The sequence below is a fragment of the Paenibacillus sp. J22R56 genome (assembly GCF_056269375.1).
On record NZ_JBWDNV010000002.1, the window covers coordinates 357770 to 383536 of the forward strand.

The following is a 25767-nucleotide window of genomic DNA, read 5'->3' on the forward strand; positions in this document are numbered from 1 at the left end:
GCTGTTGTCTATCCATTGCCTCCGATTAGAGTTGGGCTAGGGTAGGCAATGGATAGACAAAGGCGGACGCTCCGCTCCTCAAGCACGTTACCCCTTATCCCCCCTCGCGAGCCATGGGCCGCGTTACACTGGCCCAAAAGACCCAAGGACAAAAGACCAAAGATAAAGGACAAAAGACCAAAGATAAAGGACAAAAGACAAAAGATAAAACACAAAAGATAAAACACAAAAGATAAAACACAAAGGGCAAAATTCAACCGAAAAGGCAGCACCGTTAGTTATATAACGGTGCTGCCTTTTTCGGTTTATGCAAGTAGGCGCTAGGCTTGTATCTTTTACTGGCAAGTATCACTAACGGGTATCTATCAATGATTGATAGGAGATGGTTTTCATAGAGAAGGGGTTATAGACCAGTGCGAGCTAATTGTCTTGTACATATAAATACAGTACATCGCAAGTTTTATAGCTATAAGAAGGGAGGGAATCTATGAAAATAATCGTTTGGGCATCAGGATTCTAATAGTAATGAAATTAAAATGAAAGTGTAGTGAGCTGAGTATGAAGAGAGGCTAGAACATGTTTGATTGGATGGCGATAATCACAATTTGTACCTTCATTCTTACAATTGGATTCATATTCTGGAAACCAAATATTAATGAAGCAATACCAGCATCTGTTGGTGCATTCATCGTACTGTTAACAGGTACCGTATCATTGAGTGACTTGGGAGCTATTACAGAAACTATAAGTGGAGCTGCTATCACCATAATAGCAACGATCGTAATGGCGATTGTACTCGAAAGCTTTGGCTTCTTTCATTGGGCTGCCGAAATCTTATTAAGAAAAGCCCGAGGCTCAGGTATAAGGTTGTTCTGGCTAACCAATTTATTTTGTTTTCTAATGACGCTTTTCGTTAATAATGATGGCAGTATTCTCATTACAACCCCTATTTTATTAATGCTGCTTAGAAGTATGGGACTTAAAAATCATCAAAAGATTCCTTATTTGCTCTCAGGCGCACTTATAGCGACAGCTTCAAGCGCTCCAATCGGAGTAAGTAATATCGTAAATTTAATTGCTCTTAAAATCGTTCACATGGATCTGTATATGCATACAGCAATGATGTTCGTCCCAGCATCGCTTGGACTAGTAGTAATGGCTCTGCTTCTGTTCGCGCTCTTTTACCGGACACTTCCGAAGAAACTCCCACAAATCGCGCAATGGAGCTTAACACCGGGAGGTCATCCGCTTAAAGGGGATATACCCAAAGTTAGAAGTGCGAAATTCATGCGCAATGTATTGATTTTCGTTTTTTGCGTGCGAGTTAGCTTATTTGTAGCCTCCTATATCAACTTCCCTGTTTCGCTGATGGCTGTCATCGGATCCGTGTTCCTTTTAACCTGGCGTTGGATTTTCTTAAAGATTCCTCCTGTTGATATGATCAAGAAGACACCATGGTATATACTCATTTTTGCATTTGGTATGTATGTGATCATTTATGGTCTTCGTAATCTTGGACTTACAGAGTGGCTTATTCACTTTCTACAGCCGCTTATCGCCGGTAGTTTACTGCATGCCAGCATGCTGATGGGACTGCTTATGAGTATTTTATCTAACTTATTTAATAATCACCCTGCTCTGATGGTTGGTACGCTGACGTTAACGAATATGGGACTAGATCCAATTACGTTGAAGATTGCGTATCTAGCGAGTGTTATTGGCAGCGATATCGGTTCACTTTTGCTTCCAATTGGTACACTCGCAACGATCATGTGGATGCACATTATTAGAAAGGACGGAGTGAAAATGAGCTGGAGTAATTACTTGAAGGTTACTGTGCTCGTCATTCCAATTACGGTGATCGTGTCTTTGGTCTTATTGAGTTTATGGGTATCTTGGTTGTTCTAAAAAAAAACAGATATGCATGCAAATGGAGGGCTTATTTTGAATGAGTTTACATCCTATCTATCGGAAAAAGTGGTTGTAGAAATATCCGGGAATCGCCCCAAACATGGGAAGTTGATCGAGGCGGGGAAAGATTTGTTAGTCCTTCTGCATCAGCAGCGTTACTACTACATCCCAATGACCCATCTGCATAGTCTCAAAGCAGACTCAAGAGCTGGGAGTGATGATGATAAAGATATTAATTTGACACCATTTATAAAGCAAGATGAACAAATATCACTAGCTAAAATGTTGCAGAATGCAAAAGGTTTATTCGTAGAAATATCCGTATGTGGCAATAAACCCATTCATGGGTATTTAAATGAAGTGATGACGGACTATCTGATCTTACATTCTCCTATATACAATACCATTTATGTTGCCCTTGATCATTTGAAATGGTTAATCCCTTATCCTAGCTCTTATACACCGTTCTCACTAAACGCAGTAACAGTTACGGTTGATGTTAGTTCTAAAACGTTTGCAGAACTGTTTCAAGAAGAAAAGGGGAATAAGGCTGCTATCGATTGGAGTAGTCCATCAGAACGGATAGGTGTAATCAAATCTATGAGCAATAATATTGTTGATTTAATCGAGATTGACGGAAGCAGCACATTACTTCAACTTGGTCATATTCATACGCTGTATGTACCGAGGTAGAATGATGCGATGAATGAATATAGGTGCAGGAGGAAATCAGTACAAATTCGGTTGGTTCTACAAAAAGAAAAAGACCTTCGGAAAGGAAGGTCATGGTAAGCACATCATCAGTTTATGAGTGAGTCAGTTTATAAGCGTGGGTATTTTACATCGTGAAAGCCCGGTCAACATAAATCGGGCTTTCAATCACGTGTAGAATTGATATGATAGGAAAGAACATTCATTATTGTGAGGTGGAATAGTATGCAAACCATGTTCCGTTACAATTGGTTGGTCAGGGAAGAATGGTATCGCTGGTGTGAAGACGTGCCTGAAGAGGAACTGCTGCGGATCCGGACAGGTGGAGTAGGGGGAATTCTACATACGTTGTTCCATATCGCTGATGTAGAGTGGAGCTGGATACGCGCTTTGCAGGGGAAACCGGATTTTCAGGAAAGCTTTGAGGATTATAGAAGTTTAGAGAAGGTTCGCAGGCTGGATGCATCTTTCCACCAAGAAGTTGAAGAGTTTTTACAGTCTTGGGAAGCGGATATGGAGACATTGCCGTTTTACGATCAGCAAAAGGACGGCGAGTTTTCCGGTTATTCATGGGGAGAAGTCATACGTCACGTGATTGCTCATGAAATTCACCATATTGGCCAGCTGTCGATCTGGGCGAGAGAAATTGGCAATAAGCCTGTCTCCGCGAACTTTATTGGCAAGGGTCTTATAAAGCCTAACACTCGTCATACTTAATAAATAATAATGAAGGTGGTTTTAATGAGGTTCATTATATGGATTGTCCTTGCATTCCTGTTCGCAGTGGCAGGTTGTGGTGGCAAAACCAATCAATCGAACGAGGCAAATACTCCTAATGACGATCTTGTTGCTAAGGCTGAGGTAACGGAAGGGGATTTCGTGTATAGACTTGTATCGGAAAAAGCGGTATATACCAGCGGAGAAAAAGTAAACCTTTATGCCGAAATAGAGTATGTAGGTGATCAAGAGGAGATCCAAATTGGTCATTCTGCGTCTCCGTTTTATTTCCCCATGAAAGAAGAAACAAGAGGATATGATATCGAGTATGCCATGAATGACCCTTTTATTGTCACAACATTAAAAAAGGGGGTCGCTCTGAGAGAGTCATACAAAGGCGGCGGCGGATACGACGAATCTCAGGACCTGAAGGAATACGTCAATTTTATAAAAGCATTTACAGAAGCATCTAGAAAAGGCACACTGCCTTCTGGTGAATATATCGTTTCCGGCTTTGCTGATTTTATGGTCTATGAGGAGTCGGTCAATAGTCAAGAGAGTAATAAATACCGATTAAGTTCAGAGATTAAATTTATTGTGGAGAAGTAGACCCCAAACAGAAAAACGCCGAACATCAAATGATGTTCGGCGCTTTTCTTATTAGAACAACGAAATTTCTTTCGCTGTGTTCATTTCAGGCAGGTTAGTCAGTTGCTCGAGGATTTCTTTGCCTGCGTTCTTGTCGACAGTCAGAACCATGATTGCAGAACCGCCAACCAGTTGGCGACCTACTTGCATCGTAGCGATGTTCACATCGTTGTTGCCAAGAAGTGTACCAACGCGGCCGATGATGCCCGGTTTGTCGTTATGCGAGATCAGGATCAGGTTACCTTCAGGAGTAACGTCAACAGGGAACTTATCGATTTGTACAACGCGCTCACCGTAACCAGTAAGCAGTGTACCTGCTACGATACGTTCTTCCTTCTTCGTACGAAGCGATACCGTTACCAGGTTCGTGAAGTCTTTGGAAGCCTGCGATTTTTGCTGTACGATGTTCAGGTCACGCACTTTTGCAAGGTGCATCGAGTTAACAACGTTAACTTGGTCAGAACCAAGGTGATGCGACAGCACGCCTTTTACAATGTAGCGAGTCAGCGGCTGAGTATCAACCTCTGCAAGCTCACCGGAATAACGAACTGTAATTTCTTGAACGGCACCTTCCGTAATTTGTGCAACCAGGCTGCCGAGTTTCTCGCCCAGAGCGTAGTATGGTTGCAGCTTGCTTTGCAGGTTAGCCGGAATAGGAGGCATATTAACCGCATTGCTGAAAGGTTCGTTGCGCAGAATGTGCAATACTTGCTCCGATACGTCGATCGCTACGTTCTCTTGTGCTTCAACAGTTGATGCACCAAGATGCGGAGTAACGATGATTTTCGGATTTGTCAGGAATGGATGATCTTCAGCCGGCGGCTCAACTTCGAATACGTCAAATGCTGCACCAGCAACGATACCAGCATCAACGGCTTCAACAAGCGCAAGCTCATCAATAATACCACCGCGTGCACAGTTAACGATACGCATACCAGGCTTCATCACTTCGAATTGCTTCTTGCCGATCATATGACGAGTCTCAGGAGTCAGTGGAGTATGAACAGTCATAAAGTCTGCGTTACGAACGATCTCGTCTACAGTAGCCAGCTTAATGCCAAGCTTCTCTGCACGCTCTTCCGTCATGAACGGGTCATAACCCATAATTTCCATACCAAATGCTTTCGCACGTTTTGCTACTTCGCTACCGATACGGCCCATGCCAAGTACACCAAGCGTTTTGTTACGAAGTTCAACACCAAGGAAAGATTTACGATCCCATACGCCGCCAACTGTTTTCAGGTAAGCTTGTGGAATGTGACGGGCAACTGCCATCATCATGGCAAAAGTATGCTCACACGTTGTAATCGTATTGCCATCTGGTGCATTAATAACGATGATACCACGTTGTGTTGCCGCTTCAAGATCGATATTGTCTACGCCTACGCCTGCACGGCCTACAACTTTCAGTTGTTTGCCAGCTTCCATAATACGCGGTGTTACGCGCGTTTGGCTGCGTACAAGCAGGGCATCGTATTCACCAATAATGCTCACCAATTCGTCTTCGCTAAGTCCAGGCTTTTTGTCGACTGCTACATCTTGCGCGTCTACAAGCTGTTGGATGCCCAGATCACTGATCGGATCCGATACTAACACTTTAAACATATGTAGATTGCCTCCTAAAATTTTTGTGAAGTGCCGACATACCAGGCAAACTGTATGTTTGCTCGATATGTCGGCACTTCACGCCTATTTGATGATCTTATAGATGGATGCTAAAACAAAAAACCTCGTCTCGGCACAGAAACAAAGCGAGCCGGACGAGAAGTTCGTCTTTTTCTTCGGAATGAAACGCGCTCTGCTGAACCGTTTCACCTAGCGGCAAACGTAGATGTCTGTTGTTGTCCTTGGTGTGTGAAAAATTGCACGCTTTATTATAAAACGCAAGGGTTTAAAAGCGACAGGGACAACCGTTCTTATTTTATAGCAATGTAGTGGACAATTGCAATGTGTAAACTTGATCAAATGTGAAATTTTCGTTATGATTCAACCAATACAAGAGATATTCTTGAGGTTAGGGGAGAGACAGCTATGAGCGAATGGAAAGAATTTGAACCTGAATCTTTGCTGAAGCTGCTTAAAGAGGGGCAGCTTGAAGCGGAGCAGGTAATTGACGTGCGTGAACAGCAGGAGTGGGACTACTATCATTTGGAATCATCCATTTTACTTCCCATGAATACGATCCCATACAGTCTCGGAACCATTTCGGATGACAAACCGTTATATATTGTATGCGCGCATGGTGTGCGCAGTGCGGCCGTTTGCAATTATTTAGAAGAACAAGGCTACAGCAACCTCCACAATGTTACCGGCGGAATGGCTGCTATAGCCTCGTTACAAGGATTTCAATACGATTAAGCTCAAACTTAAGAGAAGAATGGAAGCTGGGGCAGGAGCTCTTGCTTGTACAATTTCGTACGGTTCGTTATAAAATCTCCGCTGCGTACAGCTTCGGTCTCAATCAGTAGATCAGCAATTGCTGAGATGGATTTCAAATTCATCTTCGAAGGCTGACCAGAAGCGATAAAGTCATCGATCCGGCTCGTTAGATCCTGCGGATAAAATATTGTAAGCTGCTTGCGGGCAGCAAGTTGATCGGCTATAAGTTTGTTTTTGACGATTAACGGAAGGCTAGACCATTTCTTGATCTCGATGACCTTCGGCATTTTATATTCGGAAGGAATGTTGGGTTCAACGGTTGCTCCCCATTTCAGCATGGCTGAGTAATACGATTGTTGAGCCGCTAGCGATTGCTGGACGGCAGTCAGATAGGATTGCTCCTGCTCGATGGTGCTTTGCAGCTTAGAGCCATCTGTTGACTTCACGGTAGCCGCCGCTGCTTTTGCAGCCTGCTCGAATTGCTCCAGGCTTCTAATGAAGTTCGATTGTGCATCGCCAAGAAGTGGTGAGTTCTGCATATCAAACGATGATGCTTCCGCTTTTTGCGAATGTGCCAAATCCGCTAAATCCTTCAGTCTGCTTGACGCATTGCTGGACTGACCTTGTGCAAAGTCATTTATCGCATCGTCCCATTCGGTTAGAAATTCACGGTAAGGCAAAAATACGGTATGATAAAATGAGACAAGATCCTGCTGCTGATAGGGAGTGTTGTTCTCAACTGCTGCAGATTTTAATTCCTTCATTTCGTACTTGGTTTCCGTTTTGGACGTCCCGATCTTTACGCCGTAAAAGAATGCGCCAACTGCGCAGACGAGCATAAAGACAAACCCCAAACTAAATATCATTGCGGAACGAGATAAACGTTTCTCCATCACAAATCTCCTTCTATGTATTAGTAGATTATGCCGTCATTTTGTGCCCTATCAGTATAGGTGAAATGATCATAAAAGGAAATATGACCTTCTAGACAGGCGGGAAGCTATGAAAAAATTCGATCTCCGTAATATCCGCGTGCGTCAGTTATCTGTCGATGAGCTCGACGACCGCATGCTGCTTATGAATCTTTACGTCACACAAGCGATTACTATTATTATCGGTTTGATATGGGCATTATTTCAGCGTTCAAATCCATTTCAATTATTACAAATTCCAAACAACCTTAATTTCCTATGGTGGGGGCTTGGCTTAGGGGCAGCTGTTATCGTAGTGGACCTTCTCATTTCAAGATGGGTTCCCGAGGAAGCGACGGACGATGGTGGAATCAATGAACGTATCTTCCGTTTGAGACCAGTATGGCATATTGCTGTTATTTCTCTGGTCGTTGCCATATGTGAGGAAGTGTTATTCCGGGGGGCTGTGCAGCATTCATTTGGTCCCTATTGGACAAGTATTATTTTCGCAGCGATTCATGTCCGTTATCTAAAACATTGGATACCTACTGGTCTTGTCTTCTCCATTAGTTATGGCTTAGGCTGGATTTACGTGGAATCAGGCACATTATGGGCGCCAATTCTTGCACACTTTGTTGTTGACTTTATAATGGGTCTTATTATTCGATTCAGGAGGGAGCAAACAGAGCAGTGATGAGCAGAGTGGAGAAATTCGGTAGCTCAAGAGGCAAAGGACATCAGGAACAGGCGGCAGGTCTTGCGCCTCGCAACGCGACCGACACGAATGCAGAGGCGCTGCCGCCTAGACGCAAGAAACACCCTTCAAATGTTCAAAAAGTAACCAAATGGTATTATAATGCGTTATTCCTATTATTCGTTTGTTTAGTGGCAGGGCTTTTCTGGTATGGCATCCGATTTACAGATTAACCTCAATCGTTCCGGGATCTATAAAGGTATAACCTTTCTCCTCTAATTTCGTAAGGAGATCGTCTAAAGCCGAGGCTGTCCATGTTAATTCATGCATCAATATATTCGCCCCTGGGTGGAGCTGGTCCAGTACATTGGTGACTACTTTATTAGGATCTCCAGGCGATTTCTGTTCCCAATCCAGCGAACCATTTGACCACGTCATGTATAACATGCCGTGGTTTTTTGCGATTTCTTTTACAGTGCCACCACCGGAACCGTAAGGAGGACGGAAAAACCGCGGCTCTTTCCCGATAATCGATTTGACTTCGGATTGTACATCAGCTAATTGTGATTCAACTTTGGTTTTATCTTCCTTCTTCAGATCGATATGGTCCCAGGAATGATTGCCGATCGTTTGACCGCGTTCATTGATTTTTTTCAATAATTCAGGATGCTGCTTGACTCTGTAACCGTTTACGAAAAAGATTGCTTTTGCTTTATGTTTATCAAGTGTATCAAGCAGGCTTACGATTACTTCTTCATTATGGGGAGCATCATCAAATGTCAACAGAACGGCTTTCTTAGTCGTGGCTGTTTCATCTATGGGGACGAACCGGTAGACGCTTGTCATTTTATACAGTGGTGCCTTCAATTCAGGAGTCGGACTTGGGGTAGCCTGTGCAGTTTGAATGGGTTCGGAAGTGACTTTAGGGACAGTTTGCACGTCAGTTGAAGTTGCTGATGGTTCCGGATTTGATTCCACAGTAGTCGTCTTTGAAGGAGAACTGCAGGAAGACAAGATTGCGGTTATGGCAAGTACAGCATAGATCTTTCTCAAATGTGCTTTCGTCATCGAATCTCCGCCTTGTTGTCGTTTGTTGGATCACCTGGTAAATACTATTCCAATCTTAACATAGGATTAAGCCTGTTGCCTGTTTCCTTTATTTGAGGAGAATGTATGAGCCCGCAAGGGAGAAAATAATTGTTGCAACGATCCCCGAAGGAGGTTACTTAAATCATGAGAATCGGCGGGTTTATGTTAGGTGCAGTCGCCGGGATGGCAGCTGCGGTATATGTGTCGCGCAAAAGACCCGGTATGGCAGCGTGGGCATCCAGCTCGCTTGCAGGTGCGTGTTCATCGATTGGTAAAAGTGCTGCATCGATGATGATGAAACGAGGAATGAAGATGACAATGTCAGCTTCATCAATGGCCCCAAAGCATTCAGACGATACCGCCGCAAAGCAAGGAGGAGGCTGGGAGCAGGTTGAGCACTTAATCAACAGTGATCCCGGACTGAAAGAGCAGACAAATCAGATCATGGCGGAATCGTCTTCCAAACCGCATTAATGAAGTAGTTCATGGAATCGCTTGATGTTCGCGCCTTATTTTGCGCGGCTCAAACGATTCTTTTTTTGCCTAATTTAGGTGCAATCCGAGGACAGACATGATAAAGTATTTACATAGTACGATTTGATCATTTTGATCACATCCTGCAAATAATTTCATACGCTATATACAACAGATGCTGCAGAGGAGGATCCTGTCATGAAAATCGAACGGCTTAGTCAGGACAAGATACGGATTTTCCTGACGTTCGACGACCTGCTCGAGCGGGGGATCCAGAAGGAAGACATGTGGCGCGAAATTCCCAAAGTACACGATCTATTCAGTGAAATGATGGAACAAGCATACAGTGAACTTGGGTTCGATGCCAGCGGCCCTCTTGCGGTCGAAGTGTTTGCCCTCCCCGCCCAAGGAATGGTGGTGATCGTCACCCGTGGTAAGATGAACGGTGTATCCGATGAGCGGGCAACCGACGATGAAGACACGGAAGACGAGATATACGAAATGGAAGTTACGATGGAGCAAAGCGATATCGTCATGTACTCCTTTCGAGATTTTGAGGATGTCATTAATGTCTGCAAACAGCTGCAAGCGGCCTCTCTGACGGAAGATGGGAGATTATACTCTTACAACGGCAGATATATTTTAGCGCTTGAGCCTGCTCTGATTGAGACAGCACGCCATAACGCGGTTATAGCGCTGCTTGCTGAATATGGAGAAGCGACATCCGTCACCTACGCCATGCTTGAGGAATACGGCAAAGTCATTATGCCATCTCAAGCTGTGCGGGAAATTTGCACTCATTTCTATAATTGAGAAGCACATGGGATAGAGCATCGGCAGACAATTGATTGTCTGCAGGATGCTCTTCTTGCATGTAATGGGGTACTTTTGGAATATCGTGATGTATACACGCTCATATTACAAGTAGACAAAGGCGGGTGAACGTAATTATGGCGGATGCAAATACACATGATGTTCTCAAATCTACTCAGGTTGTGATTGAAGAAGCCCTATTGAAGCTTGGCTACAAAGAAGATATGATTGATCTCTTGAAGGAACCGATGCGCGTTCTAACGGTGCGGATACCAGTTAAGATGGATACCGGCATAACGAAAGTATTTAAAGGTTACCGTGCGCAGCATAACGATGCTGTAGGGCCAACAAAGGGCGGTGTGCGGTTCCATCCGGATGTTACAGAGCTAGAGGTAAAAGCATTATCGATCTGGATGAGTCTCAAATGCGGTATTGCCGATTTGCCATACGGCGGGGGCAAAGGCGGCGTGATCTGCGACCCAAGAAAGATGTCATTCGGAGAACTAGAACGGCTTAGCCGCGGATATGTGCGCGCGGTCAGCCAAATTGTGGGTCCAACGAAAGATATACCAGCCCCTGATGTGATGACGAACTCTCAAATTATGGCCTGGATGCTGGATGAATACAGCCGGATAAGAGAATTTGATTCACCTGGTTTTATCACCGGCAAGCCGATTGTACTTGGCGGCTCCAGAGGCCGCGAGACTGCCACAGCACGTGGGGTAGTCATTATGATCCATGAGGCACTCGCATTAAGAGGGATTGAACTGAATAAGGCAAGAATTGTCATTCAGGGCTTCGGCAATGCTGGAAGTTATCTTGCCAAATTCATGCATGAGGCCGGTGCGAGAGTAATTGGTATATCCGATGTGAACGGAGCGTTGTATAATGAAGATGGATTAGACATTCCTTACTTGCTCGATCGGCGTGATTCCTTCGGCAATGTAACGAATCTTTTCCCTTCGACGATTTCGAATACTGATCTGCTTGAGCTTGATTGCGATGTGCTTGTTCCGGCTGCAATTGAGAATCAGATTACGGAAGAGAATGCTCCTCGCATTAAAGCGACGATTGTTGTAGAAGCAGCGAATGGTCCTACTACGCTCGAGGCGACAAGGATACTAACAGAACGCGGCATTCTTCTGGTGCCCGATGTTCTTGCAAGTGCCGGAGGCGTCATTGTTTCGTATTTCGAGTGGGTCCAGAATAATCAAGGCTTCTATTGGGATGAACAAGAAGTGGATGACCGGCTGCGTGTTATGATGATTCGCGGCTTTAACCAAGTATATGAGATACACAAAACTCGAAATGTAAACATGCGGTTAGCTGCCTATATGGCTGGCGTACGCAAAATGGCAGAGGCGGTACGTTTTCGCGGCTGGGTATAAAAGCCGGCGCGGCTACGCCGGATGCCTGGGAGGTGAAACATCGAATTGCTATTGTTTTCAGTGCTGACTGCTGCGGTTGCACCTGGTGTATCGCTGCTTACCTATTTATATTTGAAGGACCGTTATGACGCAGAGCCGATTCATATGGTCGTTCGTATGTTTCTGCTCGGTGTCCTCATAGTAGTGCCGATCGTCGTTATCCAGCATGGTCTGCAGCTATGGCTTGGAGATCACCCAGTATTGTTCTCGTTCTTGGAATCCGCGGGAATAGAGGAATTTGTAAAGTGGTTCGTCCTTTACCACATGATTTATAATCATACCGAGTTTGACGAGCCTTATGACGGTATCGTCTATGCGGCATCAATCTCGCTTGGCTTTGCGACATTGGAGAATGTGTTGTATGCGATCTACTCGCCAGCTACCTATGGCACATTGCTTATGCGTGCATTATTGCCAGTGTCCGGGCATGCGCTGTTTGGTGTCATGATGGGTTATTATGTGGGCAAGGCGAAGTTCGCCACAGCTTCAAAGCGGAATATTTATTTGGGTATTTCGCTTGCGCTGCCGCTGCTCTTGCACGGGACATATGACTATATAATGCTCTCGTTCAAGACGAATTGGATTTACGTCATTATTCCTTTCATGGTCGCTCTATGGGTGTGGGGCCTCCGCAAAATGAATCGTGCCAATTCGAGGTCGCCATTCCGCTTCCTTAGCAGGGAAGATGAGATTAAACTTTAAGGCTTTCGTCCATACTGATATGTAATAATTGGATATTGATGGAGGCATGAATGGAACCAAGGGTAAAGGTAACGATTCGATGCAATGTATGCGGTGAGAAGTTTGTCCTGCGCGGCAAACGTGAGAAAGGTATGATTGATACCGGCTTCAAGCAATGTATCTGTAACAACATCAATGATTTGGATATTGAAGAACACAGCATTTGACACAGATGCATAAAGCTCCCTTCTGCAAACCAAACTAACGCTAGGTTTGGTAGAAGAAAGGAGCTTTTTTGTTATGTATAAACGGCTAAGCGCGGTGTTGTTTCCCGTTATGACCCTTTTCTTAATTGGTTCAGTGTATTGGGGCTATCAAGAGCATCAGGAGAAAAACTCGATTCTAATTAAGGCGGAGAATCAGTACCAGCGTGCCTTTCATGATTTAACCTATCATGTTGAGCAGCTGCATCAGCAGCTCGGTAATACGCTGGCGGTTAACTCTACATCTCAAAGCTACCACCGTAAAGGGCTTGTTAATGTGTGGCGCCTCACAAGTGAAGCGCAGAACGAGATTAACCAGCTTCCTTTAACGATGCTGCCGTTTAATGAAGCAGAAGACTTTTTATCGCGGATCGCGAATTTTGCATACAAAACGTCGGTTCGTGATTTGTCGAAGCAACCCTTATCTCCGGATGAATTCAAAACGTTAAAAACGTTATATGCTAACTCCGAAGATATCTCGAAAAATCTATTTGCGATGCAGGAGAAGGTGTTAAGCGATCATCTGCGCTGGATGGACGTAGAAGTGGCGCTTGCCAAACAAAACTCCCCGAATGACAATACAATCATTGACGGCTTCAAGACGGTGGACAAAAAAGTAAGTGAATATCCAGAAATTAACTGGGGTCCATCAGTTGCAAGCATGTATCAGAAGCGTTCAATTAATATGTTAAGCGGTAAAATGGTAACAGCTGATGATATCAAAAAGCATGTTTCTGAATTTATGGGCACGGAGCCTAAAGAGATCCGTGTGGTAGAGAACGGCAAAGGGACAGAATATTCCTCTTACTCTGCTTCTGTAACCGATCCTAGAACAGGTCAGAAGATGCAGATGGACTATACGCAAAAAGGCGGCAAGCTGATCTGGTTTATGGATTCCCGTGATATTGGCGAGAAGAAAATCAATCAGGACAAAGCGCAGGCGGCAGCTGAAAAGTTCCTCGGCGATCATGGATTTAAAGGAATGCGGGCAGTTAGCTACAACATGTACGAGAATACGGGTGCCTTTACATTCGTAAGCACGCAGAATGACGTCTTGATTTATCCAGAAAAGGTGACTGTCAAGGTTGCCCTTGATAATGGTGAAGCGGTTGGCCTTCAGGCAAATGATTATGTCTATGAGCATCATGAGCGCAGATTGCCTAAAGCAAAGCTGACGAAGGCAGAAGCGAGAAAAGCGCTGAATCCGGAATTTAAAGTAGCTAATGACCAGATGGCACTCATCTTAAACGAGATGGGTGAGGAAACACTTTGTTATGAGTTCACCGGTCGGGTGAATGGCAGTGATTACCGGATCTATATCAATTCGGAGACCGGTGTCGAAGAATCGATCGAGGAGCTGTCACCACTCGACAAACGGACAAGTTCCGGCAAATAACGATATGGCTCCCCTCAAATTGACGTGTTATAATAAACACCAATATGGGAGGGGAGCCAATTGTTGCCTAGAGTAAATCAAATGTTGTTTTTCGAGATCGCTTCTGCTGACGAAGAAGAGGCAGCTGCCCAGTACAAAGCTAGAATTGCTGACGAGCTGGAAGATGGTTTGTTAATTGAGAATCCAATAAATTTGACGACCAGCCGTATGAAACGGCTTTTTTTAGGGGACGAGCTGTCGGTTTACTACTTATCAGAAGATGGGATTAAACATTATTTCGATTCGCATGTAATTGGCTTTCGTGATGATGTTGTAAAGATGATAAAGATTCGCAAGCCTGATCCGGATCGGATTACGAAGGTGCAGCGCAGGCATTTCCTGCGGGTTGCCGCAGATCTTGAAATCGCGGTTAATTTATCCGGCAATATCCGTTTTGTTACCGTAACGGATGATGTAGGTGGTGGAGGCATTTCCTATATTTGTGATAGCAAGTGGCCGGTTAAACCTGGCATGGAGATGGACTGCTGGCTGCTTATTCCATACAAGAACGGCACCATTGAGCATTCCTCTTTCAAGGCAGAGGTTGTCAGAGTAGTTGACCTCGTAACAGGACGCAAGCAAGTCATGAGTAAATTTATAACTATTAGCGACAGTGAACGGCAGAAAATAATTAGATATTGCTTTGAAAGACAACTGGAATTCCGCGGCAGATAATGATTGTATAAGAAGCAGGCGACCTTGGCATCCTATCGATGAAATAGCAAAAAAAGGAAGAGTTGCCCATGCGGATTACAGAAGATGAAGAGCAATTAAAACAGCAGATTGATATGGTGTCCAGACGTCTGGTTTGGATTGCCGTTGTATTAATAGTAGGTGTTATAGGAGCACAGCTGTTGCTTCAAAATGACATGCTTCGACACTTATTGACGGCGGTTGACCGCTGGGAAGGTACAGCCTATCGATAGGCTGTTTAGGCGCTGTAACAGCGACTTTGGGCGGTTTCCGTTTTTGCATCTGTATTTATTGTGTGGTATAATTTTCACGATGCAGGCGGTGCCTGCTTTTTTCTTGGATTCTAAGATTTTCTTGGTTTCAATAAGGCTAAGAATTTATAAGTTTCATTTTATAAATAATGCTTAGAATTCATTGGAATGAAACGCGCCCCGCTATCAGATAACAGCGAAGCCGTTTCACCTTGAAGTATAACTTATACATAGTACCGGTTATATTTCATTGTTTATGGACCGCTAGAACGGGCCAAGCCGCTAATGCTTGAGAGGCAGATGCTCGCATCACATCAGCATTCGGCCAGCCATTTAACTAAGGAGGTAGGATGTTGGTGATGCAGCAAGACGGTGACAGCGACCGGATTAACATTGCGATTGACGGTCCTGCCGGTGCAGGCAAGAGTACGGTCGCGCGCAAGGTTGCCGAACAGCTAGATTACATTTATATTGATACAGGAGCAATGTATCGAGCCGTTACACTTAGTGCCCAGAGGGCAGCTATTGTACCTCAGGACAGTAAGAAGCTTTCCGCACTCGCGAAGACGCTGGACATTAAGCTGGCACCGAGTGAAAGCGGTCAAGCCGTATTTCTAAATGGCGAGAATGTAACAAATCTCATCCGTTCTCGTGAGGTAAACCTTGCGGTTTCGCATATCGCTGCGAATGAAACTGTCAGAGAACTGCTGGGCACGTTGCAGCGGCAATTAGCAGAACGCAAAGGTGTAGTAATGGACGGCCGGGATATCGGTTCCCATGTACTGCCGAACGCGGAACTTAAAATTTTCCTCACCGCATCCGTACAAGAGCGTGCTCTTCGCCGTTATAAGGAAGTGTCGGAAACACAATCGATCTCCTTGGAGCAGCTTGAGCAAGAAATCGCGGAACGTGATCGTTTGGATGAGCAACGCGAGTTGTCCCCGCTTATTTGTGCGAAGGACGCTATCGTGCTCGACAGCACGTCAATGTCAATCGATGAAGTTGCGGCAGCAATTGTGAAATTAAGCCGAACCAAATTGGCGGAGGCGAAGTAAACTAATGTTATATCGAATTTTTAGAGCATTGTTCAGTTTCCTGTATGGAATATTGTTCAGACTCGAAGTAACAGGGCTCGAGAACATCCCCAAAGATGGCTCCGTAATCCTGTGCTCAAACCATTTGAGCCTTCTGGACCCGCCGGCTGTCGGTATAAGGGTACCACGCAAGGTTCATTACATGGCCAAATCAGAGCTGTTCAAGATTCCAGTCTTTGGTCCTTTGATCCGGGCTTGGGGCGCATTTCCTGTTAAGAGAGGTGTCGGCAAAGATGCGATCCGCTCTGCACTTAACCTTCTAGGCGAGGGGAAAGTAATGGGTATCTTCCCTGAGGGAACAAGGAACACGGACGGAAGTGCTGCTAAGAAAGGCGCAGCTATGATTGCTTACCGCAGCGGTGCAACCATTATTCCTGTAGCGGTAGTGGGCAATTATAAGCTATTCCGTAAAGTGAGAGTATACTACGGCCAACCAGTTGATATTTCTGCTATTATTAATGAATCCTCTCCGGATAAGCTGGACCGTATTACGGACGCCATTATGTCTCGCATTTATGAGATGATTAAGAAGAACAAATAACAGTCGTTTTAAATACTGCTTTCTATATGAGAAAGTAGATTTAAATAAAGTTGGGGTATGAATTGAGGAGGTTATTTCCATGTCAGAAGAAATCAATGTTCAAGACCAAGCAGCTATGGACAACTTTGTGTCCTTGAAAAAAGGCGATACTGTAAAAGGCACGATCGTCAAAATCGATGATAACCAAGCTTATGTAAGCCTTGGATATAAATATGACGGTGTCATCCCGGTTCGCGAACTTTCCGCGATTCAACTGGGCAATGCGAGCGAAGCTGTTCAAGTTGGCCAAGAGGTTGAACTGAAAGTAGTTAGCATCGACGACGAGAAAGAAAAACTCGTTCTGTCGAAACGCCTGATCGACGGCGAAAAAGCTTGGGACGGATTGCAATCCCGTTTCGAGAGCGGAGAAGTATTTGAAGTAGTTGTTGCTGACGTTGTAAAAGGCGGCCTTGTCGCTGATGTTGGCGTACGCGGCTTCATTCCAGCTTCGATGGTTGAACGTCATTTCGTTGAAGACTTCAGCGATTACAAAGGCCGTACGCTCCGCGTTAAAGTTAAAGAAATTGACCGTGAGAACAACAAAGTGATCCTGTCTGCGAAAGAAGTACTGGACGCTGAGTTCGAACAAAACAAACAACAAGTAATCGCTGGTCTGCAAGTTGGAGCGCAGCTGGAAGGTACTGTACAACGCTTGACTCCATTTGGTGCATTCGTAGACATCGGCGGCATCGACGGTCTGGTTCACGTATCTGAGCTGTCGTGGCAGCATGTGGCACATCCGAAAGATGTTGTTTCGGAAGGTCAAGCGGTTACTGTTAAAGTACTTAAAGTTGACCCAGCTGCTGGTAAAATCAGCCTGAGCTTGAAAGCTGCTCAACCAGGTCCTTGGGAATCGGCTGCAGGCCAATTCAATGTAGGCGATATCGTTACAGGTACTGTACGCCGCCTTGTAACATTTGGCGCTTTTGTTGAAATCGCACCAGGTGTTGAAGGTCTTGTACACATCTCGCAAATCGCTCACCACCACATCGCGACTCCTTTCGAAGTATTGAAAGAGGGCCAAGAAGTGCAAGCGAAAGTGCTTGATTTCAACTCTGCTGAGAAGCGTGTCAGCCTAAGCATTAAAGAAACTCAAGAAGCACCAGAGCAATCGGCTTCTGAACAAAAAGCACCTAAAGCAGGCGGTGGCAGACCACAACGCGGCGAGCGTCCAGTGAAAGCAGAAGATTTGGGTAACAACCCGAATGTCAGCTTGAACAGCTCGAGCATGAGCTACTCCCTGGCAGAACGTTTCGGCGACAAGCTGAGCAAATTGAAATAATTAATATCGTTGACTTTAAGAGGCTAATCCTTATTACAGGGTTAGCCTCTTTTCTATGTTCAATTTGAAAAAATCGGGAATAGCACCTTTTATTTGGAGCATAATAGGTCGACGAGAGGTGATCATGCTGGTGAATGCCGGATATATTTCAATTTGGATTATGCTAATGGCTTTTATATTAATGACAACAGGATGGTCAGACTTTGTAGGGCTGCCTATGAAGAACAAAAAGTGGTTCATTATTGCGCTCTCAGTGTGCGTAACTCTACAGCCTATACAGGAAACCTTTCATCTAGGAAATGTTCAGATCCACCTCTACGCAGGCACCATTCTGCTTATGCTGATTGCCTTGCTTGCCATGCGTGGTCCATTAGTGTGGGATTCGAGAGGATATTTGCTGGTCTGTGCGCTCCTAGCCGGTATGATTTGGGGCAGTGTAAGGAAGATGTATAATGTTGATCCGGTCTTCTTCTGGCTGGATCCATTATTGGACGGGCCGATTGTAGCGGGAGTATTGGCTTCTGCTTTCTCATCGAAAGGTCAGCATCAATTCACGGTTCTCTTGTTCGCAGGCGCGACTGCGGAGCTGGTTCATGCCTTGCTGCAGAGAAACATATATGAAGCTGCCATTGGCTCCTTGCAATGGTGGGACAGTGTTTGGATTGCCTTTGCCGCCTCCAGAGTCGTCAGTCTTGTCTTTTTGGCTGCACGTGCAGGCGTAGTTCGATTTATAGCCATACCATGGAGGAATAAAGGAGGAAGCTCATCGGAATGAATGCTTATTTGGTGGAACATAAAATGTTGATCGGCGTATTGATGGGTATCGTTTTTGGTATTGTATCCCGTCTTCTTATGCTGCGTACCGATTACAGGCAATACCCAACTTACCCGCATGGAAGAATAATCCATATCTCTCTTGGTGTTATTGCTGCAGCGCTTGGTGCAGTTGCCGTACCGGCACTTTACAATAAAGACTACACGGCTATCACCTTCCTGTCGCTCGCGGCACAGCAGTTTAGGGATGTGAGGAGCATGGAGCGGACGACGCTGACGAAGATTGACAGCATGGAGCTAGTCCCTCGTGGATCGACCTACATAGAAGGCATTGCAATGGTGTTTGAAGGACGAAACTACCTGGTTATTATGACGGCACTTGTTACAAGCCTGTTCGCCATTGTCTGGAATATCTACTTTGGGGTAGTAGGCGGCATCCTATCTCTCCTGTTTGTTCAGTATTTGAAATCGGGTAAAGCCATGTCCCATATCGTTCGTGCGGAAAGCGCAGAAGTGCGGGTTGACGGACCGGATCTATTTGTTGGTGATATCTATATCATGAACGTTGGCCTTCAAGCGAACCAAGAAATCATTAAAGAACGGGGAATGGGATTTATTCTGACGCCTTATAATCCCAATGGCAAAGTAACGATTAGCAATTTGGGACAGCGGCAGGCTATTCTTTATGATTTGTCCACGATCTTAGGTGTATATCGTGATGACGGAGAGCCGGCATTAATTCCAATGGCTAAGCTGGATATGAAAGACGGGCGGATGGCGATATTTTTCCTGCCGCAGGATATGGATGTGGAGAAAGCGCTGCTTATTATCAATAAGGTGCCTATTCTAGAATCGGCTGTTCGTATGCCTACAGAAGCGTCGGTAAATAAGGAGGCAGCTAATAATGGCTAAGATTATTGCAGTTGTATCTCTTGAAGCTGATAAAATTGGTGGTGGGGCTCCTATCTTTATAGCTCCTGATGAGGCAGCGATGCAGCAGACTGCTTTTCTGTTGGAGAAAATATTGGATGCCAGTGCGCATGACTTGAAAAACGGTACGATTATTATCGTAAACCATCACTAAAAGATGAAAAGTTAGCCAAGAACGTTGTTTTTTGCTATGATGTTAAGCGTGAGTATTTCTGAAGGAGTGAGCATTCAGCTATGGCAAGACCCGTTATTGCAATAGTCGGTCGCCCGAATGTGGGCAAATCCACCATTTTTAACCGGGTGGTTGGCGATCGTCTGGCAATTGTTGAAGATAAACCGGGCGTAACCCGGGACCGTCTTTATAGCCCAGGAGAATGGAATGGTAAAGCATTCAGCATCGTAGATACAGGCGGTATTGAAATTGATGGTGAAGATGAAATTATGAAATCAGTCCGGATGCAGGCAGAGCTTGCAATCGAGGAAGCGGATGTCATCATCTTCATGTGCGACGCCAAAACAGGCATTACACATGCGGACGAAGAAGTGGCACAAATGCTGTTCCGTTCCCGTAAACCGGTTGTTCTTGCTGTCAATAAAGTGGACAACTTAAACCGGATGGATGAGGTCTATGAATTTTACGGCTTAGGCTTTGGTCAACCAATCGCAATATCTGGTTCGCATGGACTTGGTATCGGCGACTTGCTTGATGCGGCTATTGAGAAGCTTCCGGAGCTTGAGGATGACGGCTATGATGACGACGTTATTCGTGTAGCCCTGATCGGCCGCCCGAATGTAGGGAAGTCCTCGCTTGTTAACGCCATTCTTGGGGAAGAGCGTGTTATTGTCAGCGACGTCGCGGGCACAACGCGTGATGCAATCGATACCCCATTCGAGAAAGATGGCCAGCGGTATGTACTCATTGATACGGCCGGTATGCGTAAACGTGGTAAAGTGTATGAGTCTACAGAGAAGTACAGCGTTATGCGCGCGATGAAAGCAATTGAGCGTGCCGATGTTGTACTTGTGCTCATTAATGGGGAAGAGGGCATTATCGAGCAGGATAAACATATTGCCGGTTATGCACATGAGGCGGGTAAAGCTTCAATCTTTGTCGTGAACAAGTGGGATGTCGTTGATAAAGATGATAAAACGATGCAGGCGTTCACACAAAATATCCGTGACCACTTCCTGTTTATGACGTATGCACCAATTGTCTTCCTATCTGCGAAAACAAAACAGCGTTTGCATAAGCTGCTCCCTGTTGTTAACCATGTATCGGAACAACATGCGATGCGGATTCAGACGCATCTGCTTAATGATGTCGTATCGGATGCGGTTGCTTATAACCCGCCGCCAACTGACAAAGGTAAGCGCCTCAAAATCAACTATGTGACGCAAGTGGCGACCAAGCCGCCTACGATCGTTATCTTCGTAAACAATCCGGAGATGATGCATTTCTCTTACGAGCGTTACTTGGAGAATAAGATTCGTGCAGCCTTCGATTTCGAAGGAACGCCTGTCCGTCTGTTTACAAGACGGAAGTCCGATGAAGATTAGGGGAGAAGAAGCTTGATATACGCTGTAATCGCGGTTATTCTGAGTTATTTGCTAGGCTCGGTATCGTTTAGCATTGTTATTGCCAGATTAGTCAAAGGCATCGATATCAGGGAGCATGGCAGCGGCAATGCAGGCGCAACAAACACCATTCGTGTTCTGGGCAAAGGCCCAGGCCTGCTTTGCTTTGTGCTTGATTTAGGTAAAGGGATTGCTGCTGTATGGATCGGCCACTGGCTGGGACAGGATGACTGGACATCCGCAATATGTGGTCTCGCTGCTATTATGGGGCATAATTGGCCGATCTACTTCAACTTCAAAGGAGGCAAAGGGATTGCGACTACAATTGGCGCAATCTGTGCGCTTGCCTTTGTACCGGCCCTTGTTGCTGGTGTTGTTACGATTATCGTCATTGCCATTACGCGTTACGTATCGCTTGGATCACTTATTTTCGCGGCTTTGACGCCTGTCCTTATTGCGATTTTTTATTATTCCGCTCCCGTATTAACGGTTAGTCTTATTCTGTGCTTATTTGCATTCTGGCGTCATCGTTCGAATATCGTGAAGCTGCTGCAAGGAACGGAGAACAAGCTAGGAGCTAAGAAAGGATCGTGATTGGCAGATGACGCAAGTAAAGACGGAACATAAAGGGCGTGCTGCGGTTCTAGTGGCAGGAAGCTGGGGAACTGCGCTTGCTGCTGTACTGGCGAGCAACGGCTACAACGTACAGCTATGGACGCGTTCTGCTGAGCATGCGGAGCAGATGAATACGAGCCGTACGAATGAGAAGTATTTACCTGGCGTAATTCTGCCGGAATCGCTGTATGCGACAACAGATATGCAGGAAGCGCTGCAAGGAGCAGAGCTAGCGTTATTCGTAGCTCCTTCGTCTGCTATGCGGTTGGTTGCGAAGCAAGCCGCTCCATATCTAACGGAAGATACATTGGTTGTCCATGCGACAAAAGGCTTTGAAGCCGATACGTTGAAACGGATGACGACCGTACTTGCGGAGGAGCTTGACCGTCCTGCGGAGAAGATCGTGGTCCTCTCCGGCCCAAGTCATGCGGAAGAGGTTATTCGCAAACAGCCGACAACGGTTGTTGTCGCGTCGGCTGATCTGAAAGCGGCCGAGCAGGCACAAGATGCCTTCATGAACACCGATTTCCGTGTTTATACGAATCCGGATGTGGTAGGCGTTGAAGTAGCGGGTGCTATTAAAAATATTATCGCGCTTGGCGCGGGCTTATCAGATGGCCTTGGCTTTGGCGATAATGCCAAGGCAGCACTGTTAACCCGTGGTCTTGCAGAGATCAGCCGACTTGGCACTGCAATGGGGGCCAACCCGCTTACCTTTGCAGGTCTTGCTGGCGTTGGTGACTTAGTTGTAACTTGTACGAGCCAGCATAGCAGGAACTGGCGTGCAGGCTCCATGCTGGCAGACGGTACGCCTCTTGATGAAGTGCTGGAACGTATGGGCATGGTTGTCGAAGGGGTTCGTACAACACGTGCAGCTAATGAGCTTGCTAAGCAATATAACGTTCAAATGCCGATTACGGCTGAGCTGTATAGTGTCTTGTTCGCGAATAATTCACCAAAATCAGCGGTTGAGAATTTGATGGGCCGGTTAAAGACCCATGAAATTGAACAGCTAGACTAAGACATGCGCCTATACCATTCAATTCCCCCTCTCATATGATGTTGCAAGGCTAATGCTTATATGGTCCGCAGCGACATCGAAGGAGGGGAATAGAATGGCTAAAGATATTTCCAAAGATGTTCTTAATGCAATAAACAAGAAAACGGGGAAAAACATTTCCGAGAATGCGGTTAAAAAATTAGCGAACGGTGTATCGGCATCAACGATGCAGAATGAAGAAGAGCTTCGCAAGCTGATTAAGCAGGTTTCGGATATGGCAAAGGTTCCAGTCTCGGATAAAACGATGAATGATATTGTGAAGGCCGTGAAAGCAAGCGGCATGAGCATAGGCGGTATAGAATCGCTGATCAAAATGATGATCAAGTAACACAAAACGCCCAAAAGCTGCTCTTTTTCAGCAGCTTTTGGGTTTTTTTGTCCTTTTTTGTACTTGATGTTATAATAATTGTTGCATTTATCACGGTTATCGATTAGGAGTAGATTAGTTCATGGATCCAATGACGAAGATGTGGGTATCTTTAATCGGAATAGGGTTGATGGCGATCGCCGCCGTTATGATTACATTTGCCCGATTAAAGACAAAGGGCGTACTTAAATTTTCTTTATCCTTTATTTCTTTTATTTTGCTTATATTTGGTTTTCTATGTGGATTAATCGCGATTTTGTAGCTGCATGAACGTACATAATGCCGGTGTGAAAGGAATCATTGTCTCATGATTGAACTAAAGGGGAGAACAAAAACCGCGATTGTCGATCCAGAGGTTGGTGAGTCGCTGCTTCGGCACGCGTTAAAGGCGAAGGTTGACTGGTCCTCGAATTGTACACGTGGAACTTGTGCAAGATGTCGCTGTTTCATTGAAGAGGGGGCAGCTGGTCTCGCAGGAATTACGGATGCGGAATGGGATCGGTTGGAGCCGGAGGAGTTCGAAGAAGGATACCGTCTTGCTTGTCAGGCTATCGTGAATAATAAAGATATATCGATCAAAGCGATTAACAAGCCGTATTTCTGATTCTGACGTGTTAAAGGGACTAAGCTTGGAAGGATGTGCAGTGAATGGGGAAGAGAACACAGATCGAGAGCGCTTTAGCTGCCATCGTCCAGGCGCTTAATGGCACAAGTGCAGCATGGGTAGTAGGAGGCAGTACGGGTTTAATGCTTCGTGGTCTTCCATTGCCGGCTGCACCTAATGATATTGATTTATATACGGATGACGAAGATTATGATTTGATTTACGAGAGGCTGGAGCCTTATGCGGCGGATACGAAGCATTTGAGCGAATGCGGCAGTTATCGTTCGATGCTGAGTCACTTTGTCATAGAAGGTGTGTCCGTAGAGCTGGTTGGAGGCTTCGTTGTGCGTGCGAAGGGCTGCCGTTATGTGACGGAAGTTCGGTCGCTGCTGGGACCATCCTCAGAGCTGGTTGTTATTCAGCATGAAGGACGGGATATAGCTGTCCCGGTTATTCCGCTTGCACATGAGCTTTGGTTCAACGTGCTGCGCAATCGAGAAGACCGCATTCAACTAATTGTAGAACATTATATTATGGATCCATCCCGTCATGAGAGATTAAGGCTGCAGTTGGAAAAGCGAAATGTACTAACGGTGGAAGCGAAAAAGCAATTAACGCAGCGGCTTGCTGATCGTCAGGCAGGTGTTGCTAGATGAGCACCAAAGTGACATTCTGGCCGTCTGGTAAGGCCATTGAGGTGAAGCCCGGAACATCATTACTCACAGCGGCAAGAAAAGCTGGTGTCCTTATTCAAACGCGCTGCGGTGGTAATGCGGCTTGCTTTATGTGTAAAGTACAAGTTCGTCCAGGCAGTGATCTGATGCCAATTGCTGATGACGAAAGGCGCAAGCTGGCTGGTTTAGATGAACAAGGCTGCAGGCTGGCCTGCCAAGCGAAAGCGAGAGGGCTTGTAGAGGTGGATGTGCCGCTTGATCCACTACGGGCAGCTGTCCAGAAGCTGCTGGCCAAGCAAGCGGAGGAAAGCGATGATTTGTGGTAGAACGAGGAGGAGCAGCAAGTCATGTGGAATAAGAAGAAATTGAAGTCTGGTATTATGCTTGTCATTCTTACGGTTACCGTTCTTTCATTAAGCGGTTGTATGTATCCGAAGAATGAGTTGAAGCAGAATCAGTTCGCGCCAAAGGAAGCGGTTCGTAATGTCCAGGCAGCCATTGATCAATATCAATCGGAAACAGGTATGCTTCCAATGAAGAACAGCGATGCAGATACGCCAATATATGAAAAGTTTCTCGTTGATTTTGCCCAACTGAAGAACAAAGGCTATTTGAGCAGTATCCCGACTGCAGCCTTTGAGAATGGCGGTAATTATTATTTCTTAATTATCAATGAAGAGACCAAGCCGCAAGTCAAGCTGATGAATCTGAAGACTTATCAGCAAATCAATGACATTCAAAGCTGGGTTACTGAATACGCCAATAACCATAATGGTGAGTGGCCAAAAGGTGAGCAAGCCTACCCGGGTTATTACTACATAAATTACAAGGCGATGAACAAGAAAGCTCCTGATCTGCGCAGCGACTATTCCTATCAGACGCTTGCAGCAATCATGGACGAGCAAGGACATGTGTATATGGACTACGGAATTGATATCATGCAGACGATTCAGAAGAATGGTGAAGATGGTCTTACTGCGGATACTGATCTTCGCTCCATTTTGGCTGATGCTGATATGTTCGTACCGGTCAAAGCTCCCGTTTATCATTGGGTAAATAAGGAACCGCAAGCAGTAACGACACAGGCGAAATAACCGATAATCTATAGCTTTTGA

General features: G+C 45.4%; 33 protein-coding genes. 30 read left to right on the forward strand and 3 right to left on the reverse strand.

Translation table 11 applies throughout. The features are described 5' to 3' along the window. Positions 1–576 precede the first annotated feature (576 nt). The 4 genes from AC0YNT_RS05535 (at position 577) to AC0YNT_RS05550 (ending at position 3948) form a co-directional block, all read left to right on the forward strand. Complete coding sequence (locus tag AC0YNT_RS05535) at positions 577–1908, forward strand: arsenic transporter (RefSeq protein ID WP_475803670.1); 1332 nt, start codon at positions 577–579, stop codon at positions 1906–1908. Between the two features lie 36 nt (positions 1909–1944). Beyond that, complete coding sequence (locus AC0YNT_RS05540) at positions 1945–2604, forward strand: hypothetical protein (protein WP_475803671.1); 660 nt, start codon at positions 1945–1947, stop codon at positions 2602–2604. Between the two features lie 243 nt (positions 2605–2847). Next, a complete protein-coding gene (locus AC0YNT_RS05545) occupies positions 2848–3339 on the forward strand; it encodes a DinB family protein (protein WP_475803672.1) in 492 nt (163 codons plus the stop codon). A 24-nt stretch (positions 3340–3363) separates the two neighbouring features. Continuing rightward, positions 3364–3948, forward strand: coding sequence for a hypothetical protein (locus AC0YNT_RS05550; protein ID WP_475803673.1), 585 nt, complete (start codon positions 3364–3366; stop codon positions 3946–3948). Between the two features lie 51 nt (positions 3949–3999). Here the strand turns inward: AC0YNT_RS05550 and serA are convergent, their stop codons facing one another. Then, on the reverse strand, positions 4000–5592 hold the full coding sequence (gene serA / locus AC0YNT_RS05555) for a phosphoglycerate dehydrogenase (RefSeq protein ID WP_167272947.1): 1593 nt from the start codon (positions 5590–5592) through the stop codon (positions 4000–4002). Positions 5593–6018: 426 nt separating this feature from the next. Between serA and AC0YNT_RS05560 the strand changes: the two genes are divergently transcribed. Further along, a complete protein-coding gene (locus AC0YNT_RS05560; protein ID WP_475803674.1) occupies positions 6019–6345 on the forward strand; it encodes a rhodanese-like domain-containing protein in 327 nt (108 codons plus the stop codon). A gap of 8 nt (positions 6346–6353) precedes the next feature. Here AC0YNT_RS05560 and AC0YNT_RS05565 read toward each other — a convergent pair whose 3' ends face one another. Continuing rightward, positions 6354–7259: a hypothetical protein gene (locus tag AC0YNT_RS05565; protein WP_475803675.1), complete on the reverse strand. Its 906-nt coding sequence runs from the start codon at positions 7257–7259 to the stop codon at positions 6354–6356. A 109-nt stretch (positions 7260–7368) separates the two neighbouring features. Here AC0YNT_RS05565 and AC0YNT_RS05570 point away from each other — a divergent pair, with 109 nt between their 5' ends. Then, positions 7369–7971: a CPBP family intramembrane glutamic endopeptidase gene (locus AC0YNT_RS05570; protein ID WP_167272961.1), complete on the forward strand. Its 603-nt coding sequence runs from the start codon at positions 7369–7371 to the stop codon at positions 7969–7971. Continuing rightward, a complete protein-coding gene (locus tag AC0YNT_RS05575; protein ID WP_167272966.1) occupies positions 7968–8204 on the forward strand; it encodes a hypothetical protein in 237 nt (78 codons plus the stop codon). Before AC0YNT_RS05570 ends, AC0YNT_RS05575 begins: the two co-directional genes overlap by 4 nt. On the opposite strand, the gene AC0YNT_RS05580 is transcribed toward AC0YNT_RS05575, so the two are convergent. Then, complete coding sequence (locus AC0YNT_RS05580) at positions 8194–9039, reverse strand: polysaccharide deacetylase family protein (protein ID WP_475803676.1); 846 nt, start codon at positions 9037–9039, stop codon at positions 8194–8196. The two genes, AC0YNT_RS05575 and AC0YNT_RS05580, sit on opposite strands and share 11 nt — an antisense overlap. Positions 9040–9204: 165 nt before the next feature. Here AC0YNT_RS05580 and AC0YNT_RS05585 point away from each other — a divergent pair, with 165 nt between their 5' ends. The 23 genes from AC0YNT_RS05585 to AC0YNT_RS05695 all read left to right on the forward strand — a co-directional run bounded on the left by AC0YNT_RS05585 (position 9205) and on the right by AC0YNT_RS05695 (position 25746). After that, positions 9205–9534: a hypothetical protein gene (locus tag AC0YNT_RS05585; RefSeq protein ID WP_475803677.1), complete on the forward strand. Its 330-nt coding sequence runs from the start codon at positions 9205–9207 to the stop codon at positions 9532–9534. Between the two features lie 198 nt (positions 9535–9732). Then, a complete protein-coding gene (locus tag AC0YNT_RS05590) occupies positions 9733–10347 on the forward strand; it encodes a genetic competence negative regulator (protein WP_167272977.1) in 615 nt (204 codons plus the stop codon). Positions 10348–10484: 137 nt separating this feature from the next. Then, positions 10485–11735, forward strand: a complete 1251-nt coding sequence (locus AC0YNT_RS05595; protein WP_167272982.1) for a Glu/Leu/Phe/Val family dehydrogenase — start codon at positions 10485–10487, stop codon at positions 11733–11735. Between the two features lie 45 nt (positions 11736–11780). Beyond that, on the forward strand, positions 11781–12476 hold the full coding sequence (gene prsW, locus AC0YNT_RS05600; protein ID WP_475803678.1) for a glutamic-type intramembrane protease PrsW: 696 nt from the start codon (positions 11781–11783) through the stop codon (positions 12474–12476). 50 nt (positions 12477–12526) lie between these two features. Next, complete coding sequence (locus AC0YNT_RS05605) at positions 12527–12682, forward strand: hypothetical protein (RefSeq protein WP_167272991.1); 156 nt, start codon at positions 12527–12529, stop codon at positions 12680–12682. Positions 12683–12755: 73 nt separating this feature from the next. Next, positions 12756–14114, forward strand: a complete 1359-nt coding sequence (gene ypeB / locus AC0YNT_RS05610; RefSeq protein WP_475803679.1) for a germination protein YpeB — start codon at positions 12756–12758, stop codon at positions 14112–14114. Positions 14115–14174: 60 nt separating this feature from the next. After that, complete coding sequence (locus AC0YNT_RS05615) at positions 14175–14828, forward strand: flagellar brake protein (protein WP_475803680.1); 654 nt, start codon at positions 14175–14177, stop codon at positions 14826–14828. Positions 14829–14896: 68 nt separating this feature from the next. Continuing rightward, positions 14897–15079: a hypothetical protein gene (locus AC0YNT_RS05620; RefSeq protein ID WP_475803681.1), complete on the forward strand. Its 183-nt coding sequence runs from the start codon at positions 14897–14899 to the stop codon at positions 15077–15079. Positions 15080–15447: 368 nt separating this feature from the next. After that, on the forward strand, positions 15448–16152 hold the full coding sequence (gene cmk, locus AC0YNT_RS05625; protein ID WP_475803682.1) for a (d)CMP kinase: 705 nt from the start codon (positions 15448–15450) through the stop codon (positions 16150–16152). Between the two features lie 4 nt (positions 16153–16156). Beyond that, positions 16157–16732, forward strand: a complete 576-nt coding sequence (locus AC0YNT_RS05630; RefSeq protein WP_475803683.1) for a lysophospholipid acyltransferase family protein — start codon at positions 16157–16159, stop codon at positions 16730–16732. Positions 16733–16811: 79 nt separating this feature from the next. Beyond that, positions 16812–18053: a 30S ribosomal protein S1 gene (gene rpsA / locus AC0YNT_RS05635; protein WP_475803684.1), complete on the forward strand. Its 1242-nt coding sequence runs from the start codon at positions 16812–16814 to the stop codon at positions 18051–18053. Between the two features lie 124 nt (positions 18054–18177). Next, entirely contained in the window at positions 18178–18828 is a 651-nt protein-coding gene (locus AC0YNT_RS05640; protein WP_475803685.1) for a YphA family membrane protein, read from the forward strand. Then, positions 18825–19739 carry a YIEGIA family protein gene (locus AC0YNT_RS05645; protein WP_167273013.1) on the forward strand — a complete coding sequence of 305 codons (915 nt, stop codon included), beginning with the start codon at positions 18825–18827 and terminating at the stop codon, positions 19737–19739. Before AC0YNT_RS05640 ends, AC0YNT_RS05645 begins: the two co-directional genes overlap by 4 nt. Beyond that, the gene (locus AC0YNT_RS05650; protein WP_475803686.1) at positions 19732–19911 is read left to right on the forward strand and encodes a capping complex subunit for YIEGIA; all 180 of its coding nucleotides are present in this window, start codon (positions 19732–19734) and stop codon (positions 19909–19911) included. Before AC0YNT_RS05645 ends, AC0YNT_RS05650 begins: the two co-directional genes overlap by 8 nt. A gap of 80 nt (positions 19912–19991) precedes the next feature. Continuing rightward, positions 19992–21314, forward strand: a complete 1323-nt coding sequence (gene der, locus AC0YNT_RS05655; protein WP_475803687.1) for a ribosome biogenesis GTPase Der — start codon at positions 19992–19994, stop codon at positions 21312–21314. 12 nt (positions 21315–21326) lie between these two features. Then, on the forward strand, positions 21327–21926 hold the full coding sequence (plsY, locus tag AC0YNT_RS05660; protein ID WP_475803688.1) for a glycerol-3-phosphate 1-O-acyltransferase PlsY: 600 nt from the start codon (positions 21327–21329) through the stop codon (positions 21924–21926). Positions 21927–21933: 7 nt separating this feature from the next. After that, positions 21934–22968: an NAD(P)H-dependent glycerol-3-phosphate dehydrogenase gene (locus AC0YNT_RS05665; RefSeq protein ID WP_475803689.1), complete on the forward strand. Its 1035-nt coding sequence runs from the start codon at positions 21934–21936 to the stop codon at positions 22966–22968. Between the two features lie 94 nt (positions 22969–23062). After that, positions 23063–23335 carry a stage VI sporulation protein F gene (locus tag AC0YNT_RS05670; protein WP_167273030.1) on the forward strand — a complete coding sequence of 91 codons (273 nt, stop codon included), beginning with the start codon at positions 23063–23065 and terminating at the stop codon, positions 23333–23335. A 121-nt stretch (positions 23336–23456) separates the two neighbouring features. Further along, complete coding sequence (locus tag AC0YNT_RS05675) at positions 23457–23636, forward strand: DUF2768 family protein (protein WP_475803690.1); 180 nt, start codon at positions 23457–23459, stop codon at positions 23634–23636. 45 nt (positions 23637–23681) lie between these two features. Then, entirely contained in the window at positions 23682–23978 is a 297-nt protein-coding gene (locus tag AC0YNT_RS05680) for a 2Fe-2S iron-sulfur cluster-binding protein (RefSeq protein WP_475803691.1), read from the forward strand. A 44-nt stretch (positions 23979–24022) separates the two neighbouring features. After that, positions 24023–24634 (forward strand): nucleotidyltransferase family protein, encoded by a 612-nt coding sequence (locus tag AC0YNT_RS05685; protein ID WP_475803692.1) that lies wholly within the window; start codon positions 24023–24025, stop codon positions 24632–24634. Beyond that, positions 24631–24978, forward strand: coding sequence for a 2Fe-2S iron-sulfur cluster-binding protein (locus tag AC0YNT_RS05690; RefSeq protein WP_167273037.1), 348 nt, complete (start codon positions 24631–24633; stop codon positions 24976–24978). Before AC0YNT_RS05685 ends, AC0YNT_RS05690 begins: the two co-directional genes overlap by 4 nt. A 21-nt stretch (positions 24979–24999) precedes the next feature. Next, the gene (locus AC0YNT_RS05695; protein ID WP_475803693.1) at positions 25000–25746 is read left to right on the forward strand and encodes a hypothetical protein; all 747 of its coding nucleotides are present in this window, start codon (positions 25000–25002) and stop codon (positions 25744–25746) included. Positions 25747–25767 lie beyond the last annotated feature (21 nt).